Consider the following 18805-nt stretch of genomic DNA (forward strand, 5'->3'; position numbering starts at 1 on the left):
GTCCATTTCTTCGACGTGGCTGAGATCGCGGCCTATCCCGCTTTCAACCGCCTGCCATCGCCTGAGCAGGTGATGGAGACAGTCCGGAATCTCGACCCGGTTCTTACCATGTCACGCGATGCAAACGAGATGGCGCTCTCAACGGAAGGTTCCCGGATCGAGTGAAGTCGCGGGCCATTGCGAACCTGCTCGCCGTCACGACAGGGGCTGGGCGACGAGCTTCTGGTAGGCGGGGCGGGTGAGGAGCTGGTCGTACCAGCGGGCGAGGTTCGGCAGATCCGGCCGCTCGATGGGCAGGGTGAACCAGGCGTGGATGAGAACGCCAAGGGGAATGTCTCCCATGCCGAGCGATGCGCCAGAGAGATAGGGCTGGCGGGCCAGCTGATCGTCCGCGATCGTGAGAAGGCGGGCGGCGCGGGCAACGGCGGCGTCAATGGCCTCCATGTCCCGCTGGGCGGGCGGCGTGCGGACGAGGCCCTGAAAGATGGTGATGAACGGCGGCAGGAAGGTCAGGCTCGCCCAGTCCATCCAGAGGTCCGCCAGTGCGCGGCGGGAGGGATCGTCAGCATAGAGCATGCCGGGCGCATAGCGGCTGGCAATGTAGCGGACAATCGCATTGCTCTCCCACAACACGAGATCGCTGTCTTCCACCACCGGAATGGTCTGGTTCGGGTTCAGGGCCGCGAACTCGGGCCGGTCCAGCCCGCCATAGGCACCGCCGACATCGATGCGCTCGTAGGCGATGCCAGCCTCAGCCGCGCACCAGAGCACCTTCTTCACGTTGTTGGAGTTGGAACGACCCCAGATCTTCAGCATGGCGTGTACCTCTTTATCGATAGTGCCGCAGAGAGCGGAAACGCCCCGCTGGTGTCAAGGGACGTGCTCCGGGGACGGAGAACGCCAGAGGAGGGGTACCACTGGAGGTTGTATTGGCCGTGGACGATGATGATCGTTGCCTGTAGCCTTGCCGGTGGGGCAGGCGAAGGGAAAAGGCAATGTCGGTGAAACTGTGGGCTGCGCTTGGCGTCGCCTGTGTTGGGGCAACCATCGCCATTTTTTGGTTTGTGGCCAGGTTATGGCCCGTTCCTGGCTGGACACATGATCCGAGCGGACTGGTTTTTCCAAACCGGGTGGCAGGGATGAAACTGAACAGCATGGGCTTCTGGCCTAGGGATGAGTCTTGGGGGCACATAGGGTACGAAACCGTTGATGGTGATGGCCGGGGCGCAACGGTCACAGTTTACATTTATCGGTCCGCGCTTCCCAAGGCCTCGATCTGGCCCGAGGATTTTCGGAAGGTGGAGATGGAGACGAGAGAATATGGGGTAGCGGGAAAAGTGATGCCGGTACAGTTCCCAGGAGAGAGCAGATATGTTGGCCTGCTGTCAGTTGGGGATGATGAAATCTGGTCTCACGAGGAAGGGGTTCGGCGGGGCAGTTTGACTGCGATGATACCAGCGGGTGAGTGGCGGCTGTTTTTCCTCATGTCAAACTATACGGAAGGTGAGGAGCCCACAAACGTTCGGGAGCCCTTCAACGCACTTATTCAGAAAATTGGCGGATTGGCGCAAAAATCCTCGGCTTTCGTGGATGAAGCGGTGCCGCTTTGCCGTGAACCCTTGGGCTTTAGGGGGTCTAAGCCGGTTGATCTTAGGATAGATAGTCATGCGTTGTTGCGTGATGTTGCTCCGAAACTCCTGACTCGAGAGAGGCCGCAGTGCCGTCAGGAAATTAAGCATCTGGAGTCCGAGGAAGGCAAATATTCAATTTATTATTGGAACGATGAGATGGGCGGGTATTCTCAACTATTTCAGTACGAGAATTATGCCGTTCATTTTGTGAAGGTTGAGCGCCGTAGGGTAGATGGTCCCTACGCAGAGATCCTTGTGACGCCAAAAGCGGTTTATTTGGTAAAGTTTCACGATCTATTGCCTAGTCGCGACGAAGTTAATTTATCTAAACTTGTGGATCGTTTGCGTTACGGCACTCAACAAAACCCGCTTGCAACCTACTTGCGACAATGAGCTATGATACTTATCGCCGACCGAGCGCGGTGATCATAAGCGGACAGAGAAAAAAGGGCGCGGGTTCGGATGAACCCACGCCCCTTGTTTGCTGTGGCTGACGCCGGAGCCGATTAACGGCTGGCGATGTCCACGTAGTCGCGCTGGCCAGCGCCGACGTACAGCTGACGCGGACGGCCGATCTTCTGCGAGGGGTCGCCGATCATCTCGTTCCACTGGGCGATCCAGCCGACGGTGCGGGCCAGAGCGAACAGCACGGTGAACATGGTGGTCGGGAAGCCGATCGCGTTCAGGATGATGCCCGAGTAGAAGTCTACGTTCGGGTAAAGCTTCTTCTCGATGAAGTAATCATCGTTCAGAGCGATGTGCTCGAGCTCGCGTGCCACGTCGAAGATCGGGTCCTGAACGTTCAGGCGGTCCAGAACTTCGTTGGCGGTCTTCTGCATCACCTTGGCGCGCGGATCGTAGTTCTTGTACACGCGGTGACCGAAGCCCATCAGACGGAACGGATCGTTCTTGTCCTTGGCGCGGGCAACGTATTCCTTGATGTTCTTGGTGGAGCCGATCTGGCGCAGCATGTTCAGCGCGGCCTCGTTCGCACCGCCGTGCGCCGGACCCCACAGGCAGGCGATGCCGGCAGCGATACAGGCGAACGGATTGGCGCCCGACGAACCGGCCAGACGGACGGTCGAGGTGGACGCGTTCTGCTCGTGATCGGCGTGCAGGATGAAGATCTTGTCCATCGCTGCTTCGATGACCGGATCAACCACATATTCCTCGGCCGGCACACCGAAGGTCATCTTCAGGAAGTTTCCGGTGTAGGACAGGTTGTTGTCCGGGTACATGAACGGCTGGCCGACCGAATACTTGTAGGCCATGGCAGCGATCGTCGGGATCTTGGCGATCATCCGGTTGCTGGCGATGCGGCGCTGTTCCGGATCGTTGATGTCGGTCGAGTCGTGGTAGAAGGCGGACAGGGCACCAACCACACCGCACATCACGGCCATCGGGTGCGCGTCGCGGCGGAAACCACGGTAGAAGTGGACCAGCTGCTCGTGCACCATCGTGTGACGGCTGATGGTGTTGACGAAGGTGTTGTACTCGTCCTTGCTCGGCAGCTCGCCGTTCAGCAGCAGGTAAGCCACTTCCATGAAGTTGGACTTCTCGGCCAGCTGCTCGATGGGGTAGCCGCGGTGCAGGAGAACACCCTGATCACCGTCGATGTAGGTGATCTTCGACTCGCAGCTCGCCGTGGAGGTGAAGCCCGGGTCATAGGTGAACATGCCGGTGGAGCCGTAAAGCTTACGGACGTCGATCACATCCGGGCCAACCGTGCCGCTCAGAATGGGAAGGTCCATGCCGCCGTTCCCGGTGTTCAACGATGCCGACTTGTTCGTCATATCCTGTCCTTACCTATCCCCGTTACGCAGTTATTGTCTGTTGTCGCTTCACTGGCCAGACGTGGCCGACGTCATCACATCCTCGATACGACCAAGGCTTTCTTCCCGACCCAGCCCGACAAGAACATCAAAGATGCCAGGCGAGGTGTTTGAACCGGTCAAAGCCGCGCGCAGGGGTTGCGCGACCTTCCCAAGCCCGAGTCCCAGACGTTCCGCCAGCGCGCGAACCGCTGCATCCAGCGCTTCGGACTTCCACTCAGGTGCGTCCGCCAGCGCCGCGTAAGCTTCCCGTAGGATATCGGGCGCTGGAGGTTGTAGCAGCTTCATTGCGCCTGCGTCGAGCGGAATTGGGCGACTGCGAAAGAAGAAAAGCGCACTTTGGGCAAGTTCAACCAAGGTTTTGGCACGAACCTTAAGCTCCTTCATGCTGCTCTGCAGCATAGCGCGTTCCGCTTCCGTCAATGCCCGCTCAAGCTGGGCTTCGATACGCGGTTTCACGAGATCGGTCAGGCGGGCATCGTCCGCCTCACGCATATAATGACCGTTGAGGTGTTCGAGTTTCTTCAAATCGAAGCGGGAAGGCGAACGGCCCACCGCATCGATGGTGAACCACTCGACGGATTGCTGGCGGGAGATGATCTCCTCATCGCCATAACCCCAGCCCAGGCGCAGGAGATAGTTCTCCACCGCCTCCGGCAGGAAACCCATCTCGCGATAGTCGGTGACGCCCAGCGCGCCGTGGCGCTTGGAGAGCTTGGCACCGTCCGCGCCGTGGATGAGCGGGATGTGGGCGTAGATCGGCTCCGGCCAGCCCATGGCGCGGATGAGCGCCAGCTGGCGGAAGGCGTTGTTCAGGTGGTCATCGCCACGGATGACGTGGGTGACGCCCATGTCATGGTCATCGACTACAACTGCCAGCATGTAGGTGGGGGTGCCGTCCGCGCGGAGGAGGACCATGTCGTCCAGCTGCTCATGGGAGACGGTGACTTCCCCCTGCACCAGATCGTTGATGGTGGTCTCGCCCGTCTGGGGCGCCTTCAGGCGAATGACCGGCTTTGCGCCTGCAGGCGCTTCGGACGGATCGCGATCGCGCCAGCGGCCGTCGTACTTCATCGGGCGGCCTTCGGCACGGGCCTTGGCGCGCATTTCCTCAAGCTCTTCGGGCGTCGCGTAGCAGTAGTACGCCTTGCCCTCGGCCAGAAGCTGGCGGGCGACTTCGGCATGACGCTCGGCGCGGGCGAACTGGTAGGTGATCTCGCCATCCCACTCCAGATCCAGCCACTTCATGCCATCGATGATGGCGTCGATGGCTGCCTGGGTGGAACGCTCCCGGTCCGTGTCCTCGATCCGCAGCAGGAACTTGCCACCGAAGTGACGGGCAAAGAGATAGTTGAACAGAGCGGTGCGGGCACCGCCGATGTGCAGGAAACCTGTCGGCGACGGCGCGAAGCGCGTGACCACCGGGGTTGGACTTGAACCCATCGTACACCTGACCGAGAGTGGTGGTTAAAAAAGAATTGGCGCGGCTCTAGCACAGCAGGACAAGTGGTTCAAACATCGCATGCCACAAGCGGGGCGGTTTTCCGCCCGCAAACTCTTGGAACACAAGGACTCGCCCGGTTCATGCGCCGGGCCGAGGCTGCGGTGCTGAGCGAGCGGGAGCAATGGCCGCTGTGGGCCCCGGTGGCGCTGGGCAGTGGAATTGCGATGTGGTTTGCCCTGCCAGCTGCGCAGTTCTGGGGTGCAGCCCTCGCCGTGGCACTGGGATCGGCACTTCTGTGCTGGCGGCTGGGGGCGCTGGGCCGCCTGATCGGCTGGGGCGGTCTGCTGGTTGCATTGGGCGTTGCACTGGCTTGGGCCCGGGCGGAGGCGGTGCGGGCCCCGGTCTTTCCACTGGATGGCGCGGCGCGGGTGGTGACGGGGATAGTCGACTCGCATGAGACTCTGGGGGACGGGCGCGAGCGAGTCATTCTGAGAATCGAGGACATTGAGCGGCTTACGCCGGGTGAGACGCCTGAGCGGGTGCGGCTGACCAGCCGGGGGGCGCTTGAGGTGCCCCTGAAGCGGGGAGCAAAGGTGCGGGTGAAGGCATGGCTGCAACCGCCGCCCGGGCCTTCCGTGCCGGGCGGTTACGATTTTGCGCGACGGGCGTGGTTCGAGGGCATAGGGGCTGTCGGCGTGCCACTGGGAGACGTCACGGTTGTGATGCCGCCGCCGCCCGCGCGCGGCATAATGGAAAGGTTGGAGACGGCGCGGGAGACGCTGAGCGCGCGGTTGCGGGAGCGGATCGGCGGGGAGGCGGGCGGCATGGCCGCCGCGCTGGTGACGGGAGATCGCTCCGGTATCAGCGACGAGGTGACCGAGGCGATGCGAAACAGCGGCCTTGCCCACCTTGTTTCCATCTCCGGTCTGCACATCGGCATGGTGACGGGGCTGGTGTTCTTGCTGACGCGGCGGGTGCTGGCGCTCTCGCCGTGGTTGGCGCTGCGCCTGCCGCTGAAGACCTATGCCGCCCTGGCGGCGGCCATTGCCGCCGTTGCCTATACGCTGATCGCGGGAAGCAGCCTTCCAACGGTACGCAGCTGCATTGCCACGCTCATTGTGCTGGCGGGCCTGCTGCTGGGCCGGGAGGCGATTAGCCTGCGGCTGGTGGCGGCGGGGGCAGGGCTCATCCTGCTGTTCCGGCCAGAGGCGGTGCTCAGCCCCAGCTTCCAGCTGTCCTTCGCGGCGGTGACCGGACTGGTGGCGCTCTATCAGTCCCGCTTTGCCGAGCGATGGCTGCGGCGGCGGGAAACGGATGGGCGGGGCCGCAGCGCGCTTCGATGGGCGGCCGGGCTGATCGTGAGCAGCCTTGTGGCCGAGGCCATGCTGTCACCCATCGCCATTGCCCACTTCAATCAGACCGGCGTGTACGGGGTGATTGCCAACTTCGTTGCGATTCCGCTGACCAGCATCCTGATCATGCCGGGGCTGATGCTGGCGGTGGCGGCCGAAAGCATCGGCGGGGTGCCATGGGTGACGGAGGTGCTGCGCTGGGCCTTAGACCTGCTCATCGGCATCGCCCGGTCGGTGGCGGCCTGGGACGGCGCGGTGATGCGCTGGCGGGCGCTGGGCGGCGGGCCCTTCAGCCTGATGATGCTGGGGCTGATCTGGCTGTGCCTGTGGCGCACGCGGCTGAGATTGCTGGGGCTCGGCCTGACAGCGGCAGGACTGGTTCTTGCCGCCATGACACCGACGCCGGATCTGTACGTGAGTGCCGATGGCGGGCTGATGGCGGTGCGGCTGGAGGACGGGCGCATGGCGTTCTCAAGCTTGCGGCGGGGCAGCTTCACGCGCGCGATGTGGCTGGAGGACAGCGGGCTGGATGCCAGAGCAGTTGCGCGGCTGGACGAGGCGGCAGGGCCAGCGCTGGTTCAGGAGTGCGACGAAGGGCTGTGCCGTGTTTCGCTGAACCGGCACGGAGACTGGCGGCGCATCGTCTGGCTGAAGGACTGGCTAGATAACCCCGTGCTGGCGCGGGTTTGCGTGGAGAGCGACGTGATCATTGCGCCGCGTGGACTGCCGAGATGGTGCCAGCCGAAGCTGCTGAAGCTGGACGAGGCGGGCCGTAAGCGGCTTGGAGCCGTGACCGTGCGGTTCGGACCCAGCGGTACGCCGGATGTGCAGGCGGCCCAAACGCAACGCGGCCGCCACCCATGGGTGACGGCCGCGCGCTGAACTTGAGCAAAAAACTATTTAGTACCGGCGCATCAGCCCGATGAGCTTGCCCTGAATGCGAACCCGCTTCGGTTCGTAAATCTGGGTCTTGTAGGTGGCGTTGGCCGGCTCGAGCCGAACCTTGCCTTCCTTGCGGCGCAGGCGCTTCAGCGTGGCTTCGCCGTCATCGACGAGAGCAACGATGATGTCTCCATCCAGCGCATGCTCGGCCTTGCGGATAATGGCGTAGTCACCGTCCAGAATGCCGGCCTCGACCATGGAGTCACCGGAGACTTCCAGCGCGAAGTGATCGCCAGGACCAAGCAGGGCGGGCGGAACAGCGAGCTGACGATCGCTTTCCATTGCCTCGATGGGAACACCGGCAGCAACGCGGCCATGCAGCGGTATCTCGACGAACGTCGCGGCAACCGGCTGAGCCTTGGGCTTGCCGAAGGGACCACGCACAACGTTGTCCGAAGCGGCGATGGCGGCATCCCGGTCGCTTGCAAGCTGCGGCTTGACAGGGCGGGTGGGGGCTGCCGCATCCGGCAGGCGCAGCACTTCCAGCGCGCGGGCCCGGTTGGGCAGGCGGCGGATGAAATTGCGCTCCACCAGAGCATTGATAAGGCGGTGAACGCCGGACTTCGATTTAAGCCCGAGCGCTTCCTTCATTTCCTCGAACGACGGCGAGATGCCGGACGTTTCGAGACGCTGATGGATGAACATCAGCAAATCGTGCTGTTTGCGAGTGAGCATTGCCCAAGTCCTTCGTGGAACAGACAATGAACGTTCTATGAAAGTTCCACGAAAAGGTCAATCGGCGTTGAGTAGTAGAAAGGCGATATTCGACCCTTTTTCTGCGGCCGGCGCATTGATGGGACGAATGGCGAGGGCGTTCGCGGCCTCAAGACGGGAGAGCATGGCGCTGTCCTGCACAGGAAAGGGTGTGACCTCCCAGCCGTCCGCACTCGCGGTGACCATGGCGCGCATGTAATCGACCCGACCGCCATTGGGACGTACGTCGACCGTAAGGCGACCCTGCAGCGGGCGCGGCAGCGGGTCAGCCGCGCCCATAAGATGACGAACCAGCGGCAAGAGATACAGCTGGGCGCAGACGTAAGCAGAAACCGGGTTGCCCGGCAGACCGATGGTGACGGACTCGCCAAGGGTGCCGAGCATCATGGGCTTTCCCGGGCGCATGGCGATCTTCCAGAAATCGATGCGGGCACCGGCATCAACGAGCGCCGCCTGCACATAGTCATGATCGCCAACGGACGCGCCGCCGACCGTGACCAGAATGTCCGCATCCGCCGCGGCCCGGGCGATGGCGTCACGGATCACGTCATGCCGGTCGGGCAGGATGCCGAGGTCCTGGACCTGCGCGCCGCAGCAGCGCAGGAGGGAGGCCAGCATGACGCCGTTGGAGTTGACGATCTGGCTGGGGCCGGGGGCCTGACCCGGCGGGACGAGTTCATCTCCGGTCGACAGAATGACGACGCGGGGACGGGCGAACACCTCGGCGGTGCCGTGGCCACTGGCAGCCATGAGGGCGATGCCGCGGACATTGATGCGCGTGCCGACCTGTAGCAGCAGGCTGCCCTCGGCAAAGTCCTGCCCCGCCTTGCGGACATGGCGGCCCGCGTGGGGCGGGCAGTCTCCGATCAGGCGGATTGCGCCGTCCTCGTAGGCGACGTCCTCCTGGAGAATGACGGTATCGGTGCCGTCCGGCATGGGTGCGCCGGTCAGCACGCGCACGGCCACGCCTTCCTCGAAGAAGCCGTCGAACGCCTTGCCCGCAATGGCCTCTCCGATCACAGGGAAGGTAATTCCGGGGGCGATGTCCTCGAAGCGGACGGCATAGCCATCCATGGCGGAGGCGTTGAACGGGGGCTGGGTAAGCCGCGCGATGACATCTTCGGCCAGATAGCGGCCGTGGGCTTCGCTCAGCGGCACCGTCTCACGGCGACGGTTGCCGCCCGCTGCCAGCACATGGGCTTGCGCTTCCGCCACGCTCAACATCTCACGCCTCCGTCATCATGGCGCTGAATAGGGTCCGGATTTGCCGCCCGTCTTTTCCAGAAGACGGACGCCCTCGATGCGCATGGCCTTGTCCAGCGCCTTGGCCATGTCATAGACGGTCAGAAGGGCAACGCTTGCCGCCGTCAATGCTTCCATCTCAACGCCTGTCTGGCCGGCGGTTTTCACCATGGCCGTGACGGTGATGGCACAGTCTGCTTCCTCCAGCGAGAAATCGACCGCAACCTTCTGGATAGGCAGGGGGTGGCACAGCGGAATGAGGTCGGAAGTGCGCTTGGCCGCCATGATGCCCGCAACGCGCGCAACGGAGAGCACATCGCCCTTGGCCACCGCATTGTCGCGAACCGCGGCGAACGCCTCGGCGGACATGAAGATACGGCCCGTCGCCACAGCGCGGCGCTCGGTGGCCGCCTTGGCCGAGATATCGACCATGTGGGCCTCGCCAGACTCGCCGATATGGGACAGGCCGTTCGCCACAGGCGCTTACTCCGCAGCCAGGCCGAGCAGGGCTCGGGTCGCGGCCCGCACGTCCTGCTGGGACATGAGGGACTCGCCAACGAGGAAGGTGGTGACGCCGCGCGCGGCCAGCAGATCAAGGTCCGCCTTGGTGCGCAGGCCGCTTTCGCCGACGATCAGGTACCCCTGCGGCAGGAGGCCCGCCAGCTCGACGGTGGTGTTGATGTCCACCTGCATCGTCTTGAGATTGCGGTTGTTGATACCCATCATGCGGGAGTTGAGACGGGTGGCCCGCTCCAGCTCCTCGGCATTGTGCACCTCGATCAGAACGTCCATGCCGAGCGCTTCGGCAGCGGCTTCCAGCTCGGCCGCCTGACCGTCTTCAAGACCGGCCATGATGAGCAGAATGCAGTCCGCTCCCATAGCGCGGGCTTCGACCACCTGATAGGTGTCGACCATGAAATCCTTGCGCAGCACGGGCAGCGGTACGGCGCGGCGGGCGGCCTTCAGGTAGGCGGGGCTGCCCTGGAAGAACGGCTCGTCCGTCAGGATGGAGAGACAAGTCGCGCCGCCGGCGAGATAATCCTGCGCGTGGGTGGCCGGATCAAAGTCGGCACGGATCAGGCCCTTGGAGGGGCTGGCCTTCTTGATCTCGGCGATAAGGCCGTAGCGGCCCTCCCGGCGGGCGCGCTCCAGCGCATTCAGGAAGCCGCGCGGACGCTCCTGCGCCCGGGCATCGGCCTCGACCACCGACAGGGGACGGGCCAGCTTGCAGCGGGCCACGTGCTGGCGGGTGGTGTCCATGATCTTCTGAAGCGTGTCACTCATCAGTCTTTACTCGTCATCTCGATCCAGCGATCCAGCAGGGCATTCGCCTTGCCGGTGTCGATGGCTGCCGTGGCCAGTGCCACACCTTCGCCCAAGGAGGCGGCCTGACCGCCGACAACCAACGCGGCCGCCGCGTTCAGCACTACCGTGTCGCGGTATGCGCATTTCTCGCCGCCCAGCATGCGGCGCAGGGCCGCCGCGTTATGATCGGAATCGCCGCCCTTGATGGCCTCGACCGGCGCGCGCTGAAGGCCCAGCTCTTCCGGCGTGACCTCGAAGCGGGTCACGGTGCCGTTGTGATACTCGGCAATGTGGGACGGGCCGACGAGGGACATCTCATCCATGCCGCCTGCGCCGTAGATGACCCAAGCGCGCTCCGCGCCCAGACGGCCGAGAGCCTCGGCCATTGGTTCGAGCCAGCGTTCGGAATAGACGCCGACCACCTGACGCTTCACGCCCGCCGGATTGGTGAGCGGGCCGACCAGATTGAAGATGGTGGGGATCTTGAGCGTGCGGCGCACGTCCGCCACCGCCTTCATGGCCGGGTGGTGGGCGTTGGCCAGAATGAAGGTGATGCCAAGCTCGCGCAGGCACCGTTCCACATGCTCCGGCTCGCGACCGATGACGACGCCCAGCGACTCCAGCACACCCGCCGAGGACGAGCGCGACGTGGCGGAGCGGTTGCCGTGCTTGGCGACCTTGGCGCCGCAGGCCGCCGCAACGATGGCGGCAGCGGTGGAGACGTTGAGGGTGGATAGGCCATCGCCGCCGGTGCCGCAGGTGTCGATGGAGTCAAGGGGAGCGCTGACCGGAATGGCGCGGCGACGCATGGCGCTGGCGGCGGCCACCAGGTCAGACGCGGTTTCACCCTGCATCTTCAGGCCCATGAAGAAGGCCGCGATGACGGCCTCGGGCACCTGTCCGCTCATGATGGCGTCGAACGCGGCGGCGGACTGGGCATCCGTCAGCCGCTGGCCAGCGGCGATGCTGTTGAGGAACGCGGGGAAGTCAGCCAGGGGTGCGCTCATGCCGCCACCTTCCGGGCCGGGATGCCGCACAGGCCGAGGAAATTGCCGAGCAGGTCATGACCGGCTTCGGTGGCAATGCTCTCCGGATGGAACTGAACGCCGTGGATGGCGAGGTCCCTGTGCTGAAGTCCCATGATGATACCGTCTTCCGTTTCCGCGGTGATTTCCAGACACGCCGGCAGGGTCTCCCGCTCGACGATCAGCGAGTGATAGCGCGTGGCCTGAAATGGGTTGGGCAGCCCGGCGAACACGCCCTTGTCAGCGTGGCGGACGGGCGAACGCTTGCCGTGCATGACCTGCGGGGCACGCACGACGCGGCCACCAAAGGCCTGCCCGATGGACTGATGGCCAAGGCAGACGCCCAGAAGCGGGACCTTGCCCGCTGCCTTCTCGATCATTTCAAGACAGATGCCGGCCTCGTTCGGTGTACATGGGCCGGGCGAGAGCAGAATGCCGGAGGGCTTCAGGGCAAGAACATCATCCGCCGAGATCTGGTCGTTACGCCACACAGAGGTTTCAGCGCCCAACTCGCCCAGGTAATGGACAAGATTGTAGGTGAAACTATCATAGTTATCGATAACGACGATCATGGCGCCTCAACCGCACTGCTGGCGTAAACATTGAACAGGCACGGACAAACCGTGTATGGCCCCAAGGGCCGTGGAAGCCTTATCGAAGATTTCCCGCCGGTTTGCCATAATTTTCGTGCCCGAAACCCTAGGGGTTAGGTTACAAAACATCATGAACGACCGCACAGACAAGGAAGCGGGCAAGGCCGGGCAGAGCCATGAGACCCGCGATCCTGCCGGTGTGGGGCCTGCCGGTGCAGGGGCAGCCGGACATGATCGAACCGGGGGCGACCCCGAAGCCGCGCCAAAAGCACTGAACAACTCAGAGGCAGGCAACGACAGAGACGCCGACGGCAATCGGGGAACAGGACCTGCAGAGGACCACCCCGACACAGAGGATGTACCCGATCCGGCGTCCGACGTCGAGGCGGCGGGCAGTCTGATGCGTCAGCCCTGGTCCCGCCGCGCCGTGTCGGGTGGCTTGGTTCTCGCTGTCGGCGGCGCGTTGTTCGGCCTGAGCCGGACCGCACCCCGGCCTGTGCGGAGCGATGGCGGCATGGTGCCGTTGCGCCAGCCTGTAGCCAGCGCGCCGCTGCCGCCCGAAGGCATTCAGCCGGAGGCAGGAGAGGGCGCTGAAACACCGCTGGAAGATACGGCGGCGGTGGCCGAACCGGCCAAGGTGCCTGCCTCGGTTCAGCGCCCGGCCGGACCGGCGCAGATCGCCATCGTACTCGATGACCTTGGTCTGAAACAGGACGAGACCCGCTGGGCAACCAACCTGCCGGGGCCGCTGACACTGGCGTTCCTGCCTTATGGCCAGTCGCTCGCCAGCCATGCGAACCGGGCGAAGGCGAACGGGCACGAAGTCATCCTCCACCTGCCGATGGACCCGGGCGGTCGGGCCGACCCCGGACCGCAGGCGCTGAGGGTGGGGCAGGACAGTGCCGAACTGGAGCGCAGGCTCGGCTGGAATCTCGCGCAGGTGCCGGGCATTGCGGGCGTGAACAACCACATGGGCAGCGCGCTGACTGAGAACGTCGCTGCCATGGAAGCCGTGCTGACCCGGCTGAAAGCGGACGGACGCTATTTCCTCGATTCCCGCACGACCGCCCGATCCGCCGCGCGTGCCATCTCCGACAGACTGGGCGTTCCCTACGCCGAGCGGGACGTGTTCCTTGATAACGATACCAGCCCGCAGGCCATCGTCCGCCAGCTTGCGGAGACGGAAGACCTCGCCCGCCGCTACGGCACGGCCATCGCTATCGGCCACCCGCACCGGCAAACCCTCAAGGCGCTGGAAACATGGGTCGGCGAAGCGCGGGAGCGGGGCTTCGACATCGTGCCGGTGAGTACGGTTATCGCAACGCGCGGTTCGGCCCTGTGGCGACTGGCGCGGGATCGGGCGGGGAGCTAGGGTTCTTCTGGGGGTTTTGTTTGCAGGTGGGTCTTAACCCTCCTGCACCTCCCGTTCATTTCAGGGCCGTGTTTCAGCCGCGTGCTGGAACGGGGTTCTAATGAGACGCGCAAAGACCTGCTGAAGCGCTGGCTGGATCAGCGCACATGCTCATTAAAATCATTCAAAGTTCGTTAAGGGCCGGTATTGGGTGCAAGGAGCTGGTTGCGAGGGAGTTCATGGGCGCGGCCCAGTCATTCCAAGTCAGCCGCCTAGGCCAAGGTCAATTCTCAAGCGGTGTATCCAGACCGCACGAAGCGCCCTCTAAAGACACGGCCCACAAACGAAATGGGGGTGCAGGGGGATCAAGATCCCCCTGCGAACAAATATTTACAATCAGAGCCTTATGGCTGGTTGCTGCTGGCTTCCCGGGCGAGGCGCACGGCCTCGCGGGCGGCAGCGAACAGGGCGCCGGCCTTGGCTTCGCATTCGCGCTGTTCGTAGGCGGGGTCGCTATCGGCGACGATGCCTGCGCCGGACTGGACGTGCATGGTGCCGTCCTTGACGATGGCGGTGCGCAGCACGATGCAGCTGTCCATGGAGCCGTCTGCGGAGAAGTAGCCGACGCCGCCGGCGTAGGCGCCGCGGGCTTCGGGTTCCAGCTCGTTGATAATCTCCATGGCGCGGATCTTGGGCGCGCCGCTGACGGTGCCCGCCGGGAAGCCGGCCATGAGGGCATCGACGGCGTCATGCCGGGCGTCGAGGCGGCCGCGCACGTTCGAGACGATGTGCATGACGTGGCTGTACATCTCGACGAAGAAGCGATCGGTTACCTTCACCGTGCCGGGGGTGGCGACGCGACCCACATCGTTGCGGCCGAGGTCCAGCAGCATCAGATGCTCGGAGAGCTCCTTCGGATCGGCCAGCAGGCTTTCGCGGTTCGCCTCGTCTTCTTCCGACGTCTTGCCGCGCGGTCGGGTGCCGGCGATGGGGCGGATCGTCACTTCGCCATCGCGCACGCGCACGAGGATTTCGGGGCTGGAGCCGATGACGGAGAAGCCCGGCAGATTAAGGAAATAGAGGAACGGCGAGGGGTTGATGCGCCGCAGCGCCCGGTACAGCTCGAACGGGGGCAGCTCAAAGGGCGAGGTGAAGCGCTGAGCCAACACCACCTGGAAGATGTCACCTGCCGCGATGTAGTCCTTCGCCTTCAGGACCATGTCCTGATACGCGCCGGGCGCAAGCTGGGGCGTAATCTCGATGTCGGCGATGTCGGTGTCCGGGCGGACGGTCGGCGGGAGCGGCTGGGCCAGCTGGGCCATGACGCCGTGCAGCCGCTCGATCGCCTGATCATAGGCGGTGCGGGCGTCGAGCTTGCCGGGATAGACGGGGGCGATGAAGAACAGGTCGTCCTTCAGGCGATCGAACACCAGCAAGACAGTCGGCCGCAGGAAGAACAGATCCGGCACGCCGAGGGCGCTTGCCTTCGGCTCCGGCAGACGCTCGACCAGCGTCGTCGTCTCGTAGCTCATGTACCCGACGAGAACCGAGAGGGCCTTGGGCAGGGCCTCCGGCACATCCATGCGGCAGGAATCGATCAGCCGGCGCAGCTCGGTGAGGGCATTGCCCGCGCAGGGCTCGAAGGAATCGGGCGCGTTCAGCGCATCCCACGCGATTTCGGATCGATTTCCCCGAGCCCGCCACAGCACGTCCGGGTGCAGGCCGATCATGGAGTAGCGACCGCGAACCGAGCCGCCTTCGACGGATTCCAGCAGGAACGACGCGCGATCGTCCAGCCCGACCTTGAGCATGGCGGAGACCGGTGTCTCCGTGTCCGCGACCCGGCGCACCCAAACGCACTGTGGGCGGCCGGCTTCGTAATTGGCGGCAAAGTCGGTAAACTCGGGGGAGAGGTCCACTTGCGCTTACTCCGCGCTACCGGAAACCAGACGGGCGCGCGCCTGCGCCAGTGCTGCTTCGTTGATCTTGACGCCGACCGAGTGACGGACGGACTGGGCAAAGGCGCTGGCCAGTTCCTCCTGGGCGGAGGTCTGGATTTCCTGCTTGGTTGCGGTCTTCAGCATTTCCGCATCCGGCCCGGGCTTGGATTCAACATTCTCGACCTTGAGGATGTAGTAGCCCTGACCGCCTTCGGCCGGGACGACCTGCACCTGGCCCTGCGCGGTGGTGAACATGGCGCGCACCGGAGCCGGAAGCTGCGCACCCTGCTGCATGGCATCGACGCGACGGACGGTGACCGGCGGGGCCAGTTCGGCACCCTGCTTGCGGGCGGCATCGGCAAAGGAAGCGCCACCCTTGACCGCGGCGGCAACGGCGTCAGCAGCGGCGCGGGCCTTCTTCAGCATCTGGTCAAAACGCCAGTTGCCGGTGACGGCGTCCTTGATCTCGGCGAGCGGGCGCGGGGCGGCCGGGGTGATGTCGGTCACCTGCGAGACGTAGTAGGTATCCTTGCCAAGTTCGGTCATGGCCAGATCTTCGTCCTGGCGCTGCTCGAACACATGGCCCAGCATCTCGCGGGCCTGCGGGGTCATGTCGACCGGGCGGCCCTCGCGGTTGAGGCCGGAGCGGGTGGTGGCGGCAACGGTGACGACCGGCAGGTTGAACTGCTTGCCGACGGCTTCCAGATCCTCACCGGAGGCCAGCGTGTCTTCCATTTCGCGGCTCAGTTCATAGATGCGGTCAAGCGCGCGCTCACGGCGCACCTCCTGCTCGATCTCGCCCTTTACCGTCGCGAACGGACGGTCTTCCGAGCGGCTGATTTTGGTGGTGCGGAACAGGTGCCAGCCGAGCTCGGACTGCACCGGGCTGGTGACGGTGCCTGCGGGCACGCCGAACGCGGCGGATGCGGCTGCCTCCGAAGTGTCTTCGGCCAGCTGCTTGCGGGTGACTTCGCCCAGGCTCAGGTCACCTTCCTCGAAACCGCCGAGCTCGGCGGCGACGGCGACGAAGTCCTGACCCTTGCTCACGCGGTCATAGGCGTCGCGGGCAGTGGCTTCATCGGCCAGCAGCAGCTGCTGGACCTCGCGCTTCTCGATGCCGGCGTAGCGGTCGAGGTGGGCGTCGTAATACTCTTTCAGGTTGGCTTCCGTGACCTGGATGTTGGCCTGAACGATCTCAGGGCTCAGCAGGATGTAACGAAAGCTGCGCATCTCGGGGACCGTGTAGGTCTCGATGTTGGCCTTGTAGAACTCCTCGAGCGCCTTTGCGTCCGGCGCGCCGACGCTGGAGGCAAACTTGCCGGCCGGAATGGCCGCAACGGACGCGGTGCGGGTTTCCTGCAGCAGGCGAACATAGGACGCCGTCAGGCGCTCCGGCACGAACGGGGAGAGCGAGGCCACCTGGACGAACTGGTCGCGGGTCAGGTCGCTGGCCATGAGCTGCTGGAAGTCTTTCCGGCTCATGTTGTTCTGGGCCAGCACCTCTTCATAGACGGTGGTGTCGAACTGACCGGCAATCTGGAAGGCAGGAGTATTGCGAATGGAATTGCTCAGGTTCCGGGCACCGGCGGCAACGCCCTGGCTTTCAGCGAAATCCTGAAAGGCGGCGGAAGTTACCAGCAGATTCAGGACCTGCTGGTCAGCCCCGGCCCGCAGCACGTCTTCGCGCGTCAGCTCGGGGCGCTGGCGCTGTTCCTGCCGGAAGATCCGGTCGAATTGCTGGACGAAATCATTCGTCGAGACCGTCTGGTCGCCAACCTTGGCAAGCCGCGCGCCGCCGCCGAGCGAGAAGGGATCCTGCACGCTGGTGAGGACGAAGGCCGCCACAAGCAGCGACAGGAGGCCGACGACGACCCAGGAGGAAAGGGCTTTGCGAATGGATGCGAGCATGAAGCGCCTGCCAAACAATGTGGTTCCGGAACGGGCGCGGAGCATAGGTGGGCGGCGGCCGGACGGCAAGCTTCCTTGAGGAGAAGGCACTGTCAGCAACGGTGCTCAAGGCTCTGCCGGAGCGAAAGAACCCGTTTGCACGATGAGCTTTGCCATTTCGGGCGCGCATCTGCTATCCAGCCGCCAATTCTGGAAACACAGGCAATGCGTTGCTGACGCATTTGCCGGATAGATGAGTGGAGACTGGATGTGGTGACGCGGCGACCGCTGATTGCAGGCAACTGGAAAATGAACGGGCTGAAGGCCTCGATTGCCGAGCTGGAGGCCATGATTGCCGGTGTTGCCGGCGCTGCGGAGCGAATCGACGCCGCCATCTGTCCGCCGTTCACGCTGGTGGCCAGCTTCGCCGATAAGGCCGAGGGCAGCCGCGTTGCCATTGGCGGCCAGGATTGCCATGCCAAGACCAGCGGCGCGCACACGGGCGACACCTCGGCCGAAATGCTGGCCGATGCGGGCGCGAAGCTTGTGATCGTCGGCCACTCCGAGCGCCGCGCCGATCACGGCGAGAGCAACGAGACCGTCAATGCCAAGGCTCAGGCAGGCTGGCGCGCCGGGCTCATTGCCATCGTGTGCGTGGGCGAGACGGAAGTAGAGCGCGACGCAGGCAAGACGCTCGACGTGGTGGGCGGGCAGATTGCCGGCTCGGTGCCGGGCGGCGCAACCGCGGCCAACACGGTAATCGCCTACGAGCCGGTGTGGGCGATTGGCACTGGCCGCACGCCGACCACGGAAGAAGTGGCCGAAGTTCATGCCGCAATCCGCCGTCAGCTGGTCGAGCGCTTCGGTGCCGAGGGCGAGGGCATGCGTATTCTCTATGGCGGCTCGGTAAAGCCGTCCAACGCCGCCGAGCTGCTGGCCGTGCCGGATGTGGACGGCGCGCTGGTGGGCGGCGCGAGCCTGAAGGCGCAGGATTTCCTCGGCATCATTGCCGGTCTGGAAGCCTGAGAACAATGACGCGGTGACGCGCCGGGTTGCAAATCCGGCGCGTACCGGCTAACAGCCGTCCAGCACGGTGGAGGCGCGATTCCTGCGCCCGGTGGAGTCTTTCCCGATGATGACCTTTTTGCTCGTCGTCCATAGTTTGATTGCGGTTGCTCTGGTGGCCGTCATTCTGCTTCAGCGTTCCGAGGGCGGTGCCCTGGGGATCGGTGGCGGCGGTGGAGGCGGTTTGGTGTCCGCACGCGGCGCCGCAAACCTGCTGACCCGGTCCACGGCGATTCTGGCGGGCCTGTTCATCCTGACCTCGATCGGCCTGGCGTTCCTTGCGCGGATCGAGAAGGGTTCCCCATCCGAAATCGACCGCCTCCTGCAGGAAAGCGCCCCGGTGACCGGCCCGGCCGTTCCCGGTGAAGCGGCACCGGCCGCTCCCGCAGTTCCGGGTGAAGCTGTTCCGGCCGATACCCTGCCGGCGCTGCCGTCCGTTCCGGTCGGCGACTAACGCTTATCCACAGGATTCGAGCGCGCCA

The 18805-nt window shown here is 64.4% G+C and carries 16 protein-coding genes; 5 read left to right on the plus strand and 11 right to left on the minus strand.

The window, feature by feature from the left end; all coding sequences use genetic code 11:
- Positions 1-195 precede the first annotated feature (195 nt).
- Entirely contained in the window at positions 196-816 is a 621-nt protein-coding gene (locus tag VIG90_RS18215; RefSeq protein ID WP_331594947.1) for a glutathione S-transferase, read from the minus strand.
- 179 nt (positions 817-995) lie between these two features.
- On the opposite strand from VIG90_RS18215, the gene VIG90_RS18220 reads away from it, so the two are divergent.
- Positions 996-2024, plus strand: a complete 1029-nt coding sequence (locus VIG90_RS18220; protein ID WP_331594948.1) for a hypothetical protein — start codon at positions 996-998, stop codon at positions 2022-2024.
- A 113-nt stretch (positions 2025-2137) separates the two neighbouring features.
- On the opposite strand, the gene VIG90_RS18225 is transcribed toward VIG90_RS18220, so the two are convergent.
- Both VIG90_RS18225 and gltX read right to left on the minus strand, forming a co-directional pair.
- Complete coding sequence (locus tag VIG90_RS18225; protein WP_331594949.1) at positions 2138-3424, minus strand: citrate synthase; 1287 nt, start codon at positions 3422-3424, stop codon at positions 2138-2140.
- Positions 3425-3472: 48 nt separating this feature from the next.
- A complete protein-coding gene (gene gltX / locus VIG90_RS18230; RefSeq protein WP_331594950.1) occupies positions 3473-4906 on the minus strand; it encodes a glutamate--tRNA ligase in 1434 nt (477 codons plus the stop codon).
- 141 nt (positions 4907-5047) lie between these two features.
- On the opposite strand from gltX, the gene VIG90_RS18235 reads away from it, so the two are divergent.
- A complete protein-coding gene (locus VIG90_RS18235; RefSeq protein WP_331594951.1) occupies positions 5048-7141 on the plus strand; it encodes a ComEC/Rec2 family competence protein in 2094 nt (697 codons plus the stop codon).
- An 18-nt stretch (positions 7142-7159) separates the two neighbouring features.
- On the opposite strand, the gene lexA is transcribed toward VIG90_RS18235, so the two are convergent.
- From lexA to VIG90_RS18265, 6 genes are read right to left on the minus strand one after another with little or no spacing between them, the layout of a single operon-like run.
- Positions 7160-7876, minus strand: a complete 717-nt coding sequence (lexA, locus tag VIG90_RS18240) for a transcriptional repressor LexA (protein ID WP_331594952.1) — start codon at positions 7874-7876, stop codon at positions 7160-7162.
- A 57-nt stretch (positions 7877-7933) separates the two neighbouring features.
- Positions 7934-9139, minus strand: a complete 1206-nt coding sequence (glp, locus tag VIG90_RS18245) for a gephyrin-like molybdotransferase Glp (protein WP_331594953.1) — start codon at positions 9137-9139, stop codon at positions 7934-7936.
- Between the two features lie 15 nt (positions 9140-9154).
- Positions 9155-9634 carry a cyclic pyranopterin monophosphate synthase MoaC gene (gene moaC / locus VIG90_RS18250; protein ID WP_331594954.1) on the minus strand — a complete coding sequence of 160 codons (480 nt, stop codon included), beginning with the start codon at positions 9632-9634 and terminating at the stop codon, positions 9155-9157.
- 6 nt (positions 9635-9640) lie between these two features.
- Positions 9641-10441 carry an indole-3-glycerol phosphate synthase TrpC gene (trpC, locus tag VIG90_RS18255; protein ID WP_331594955.1) on the minus strand — a complete coding sequence of 267 codons (801 nt, stop codon included), beginning with the start codon at positions 10439-10441 and terminating at the stop codon, positions 9641-9643.
- Positions 10441-11469, minus strand: a complete 1029-nt coding sequence (trpD, locus tag VIG90_RS18260; RefSeq protein ID WP_331594956.1) for an anthranilate phosphoribosyltransferase — start codon at positions 11467-11469, stop codon at positions 10441-10443. The genes trpC and trpD overlap by 1 nt, the downstream gene beginning before the upstream one ends.
- Positions 11466-12059 carry an aminodeoxychorismate/anthranilate synthase component II gene (locus tag VIG90_RS18265; RefSeq protein WP_331594957.1) on the minus strand — a complete coding sequence of 198 codons (594 nt, stop codon included), beginning with the start codon at positions 12057-12059 and terminating at the stop codon, positions 11466-11468. The genes trpD and VIG90_RS18265 overlap by 4 nt, the downstream gene beginning before the upstream one ends.
- A 151-nt stretch (positions 12060-12210) precedes the next feature.
- On the opposite strand from VIG90_RS18265, the gene VIG90_RS18270 reads away from it, so the two are divergent.
- Entirely contained in the window at positions 12211-13452 is a 1242-nt protein-coding gene (locus VIG90_RS18270; protein ID WP_331594958.1) for a divergent polysaccharide deacetylase family protein, read from the plus strand.
- Between the two features lie 383 nt (positions 13453-13835).
- On the opposite strand, the gene trpE is transcribed toward VIG90_RS18270, so the two are convergent.
- Positions 13836-15350 carry an anthranilate synthase component I gene (gene trpE / locus VIG90_RS18275; RefSeq protein WP_331594959.1) on the minus strand — a complete coding sequence of 505 codons (1515 nt, stop codon included), beginning with the start codon at positions 15348-15350 and terminating at the stop codon, positions 13836-13838.
- Between the two features lie 6 nt (positions 15351-15356).
- Positions 15357-17279 carry a peptidyl-prolyl cis-trans isomerase gene (locus VIG90_RS18280; protein ID WP_331594960.1) on the minus strand — a complete coding sequence of 641 codons (1923 nt, stop codon included), beginning with the start codon at positions 17277-17279 and terminating at the stop codon, positions 15357-15359.
- Between the two features lie 252 nt (positions 17280-17531).
- On the opposite strand from VIG90_RS18280, the gene tpiA reads away from it, so the two are divergent.
- Together tpiA and secG are read left to right on the plus strand one after the other, a co-directional pair.
- The gene (tpiA, locus tag VIG90_RS18285; RefSeq protein WP_331594961.1) at positions 17532-18284 is read left to right on the plus strand and encodes a triose-phosphate isomerase; all 753 of its coding nucleotides are present in this window, start codon (positions 17532-17534) and stop codon (positions 18282-18284) included.
- Positions 18285-18390: 106 nt separating this feature from the next.
- Positions 18391-18777 carry a preprotein translocase subunit SecG gene (gene secG, locus VIG90_RS18290; protein ID WP_331594962.1) on the plus strand — a complete coding sequence of 129 codons (387 nt, stop codon included), beginning with the start codon at positions 18391-18393 and terminating at the stop codon, positions 18775-18777.
- Positions 18778-18805: the final 28 nt, after the last annotated feature.

Source organism: Pedomonas sp. (assembly GCF_036515995.1).
GTDB lineage: Bacteria > Pseudomonadota > Alphaproteobacteria > Sphingomonadales > Sphingomonadaceae > Pedomonas.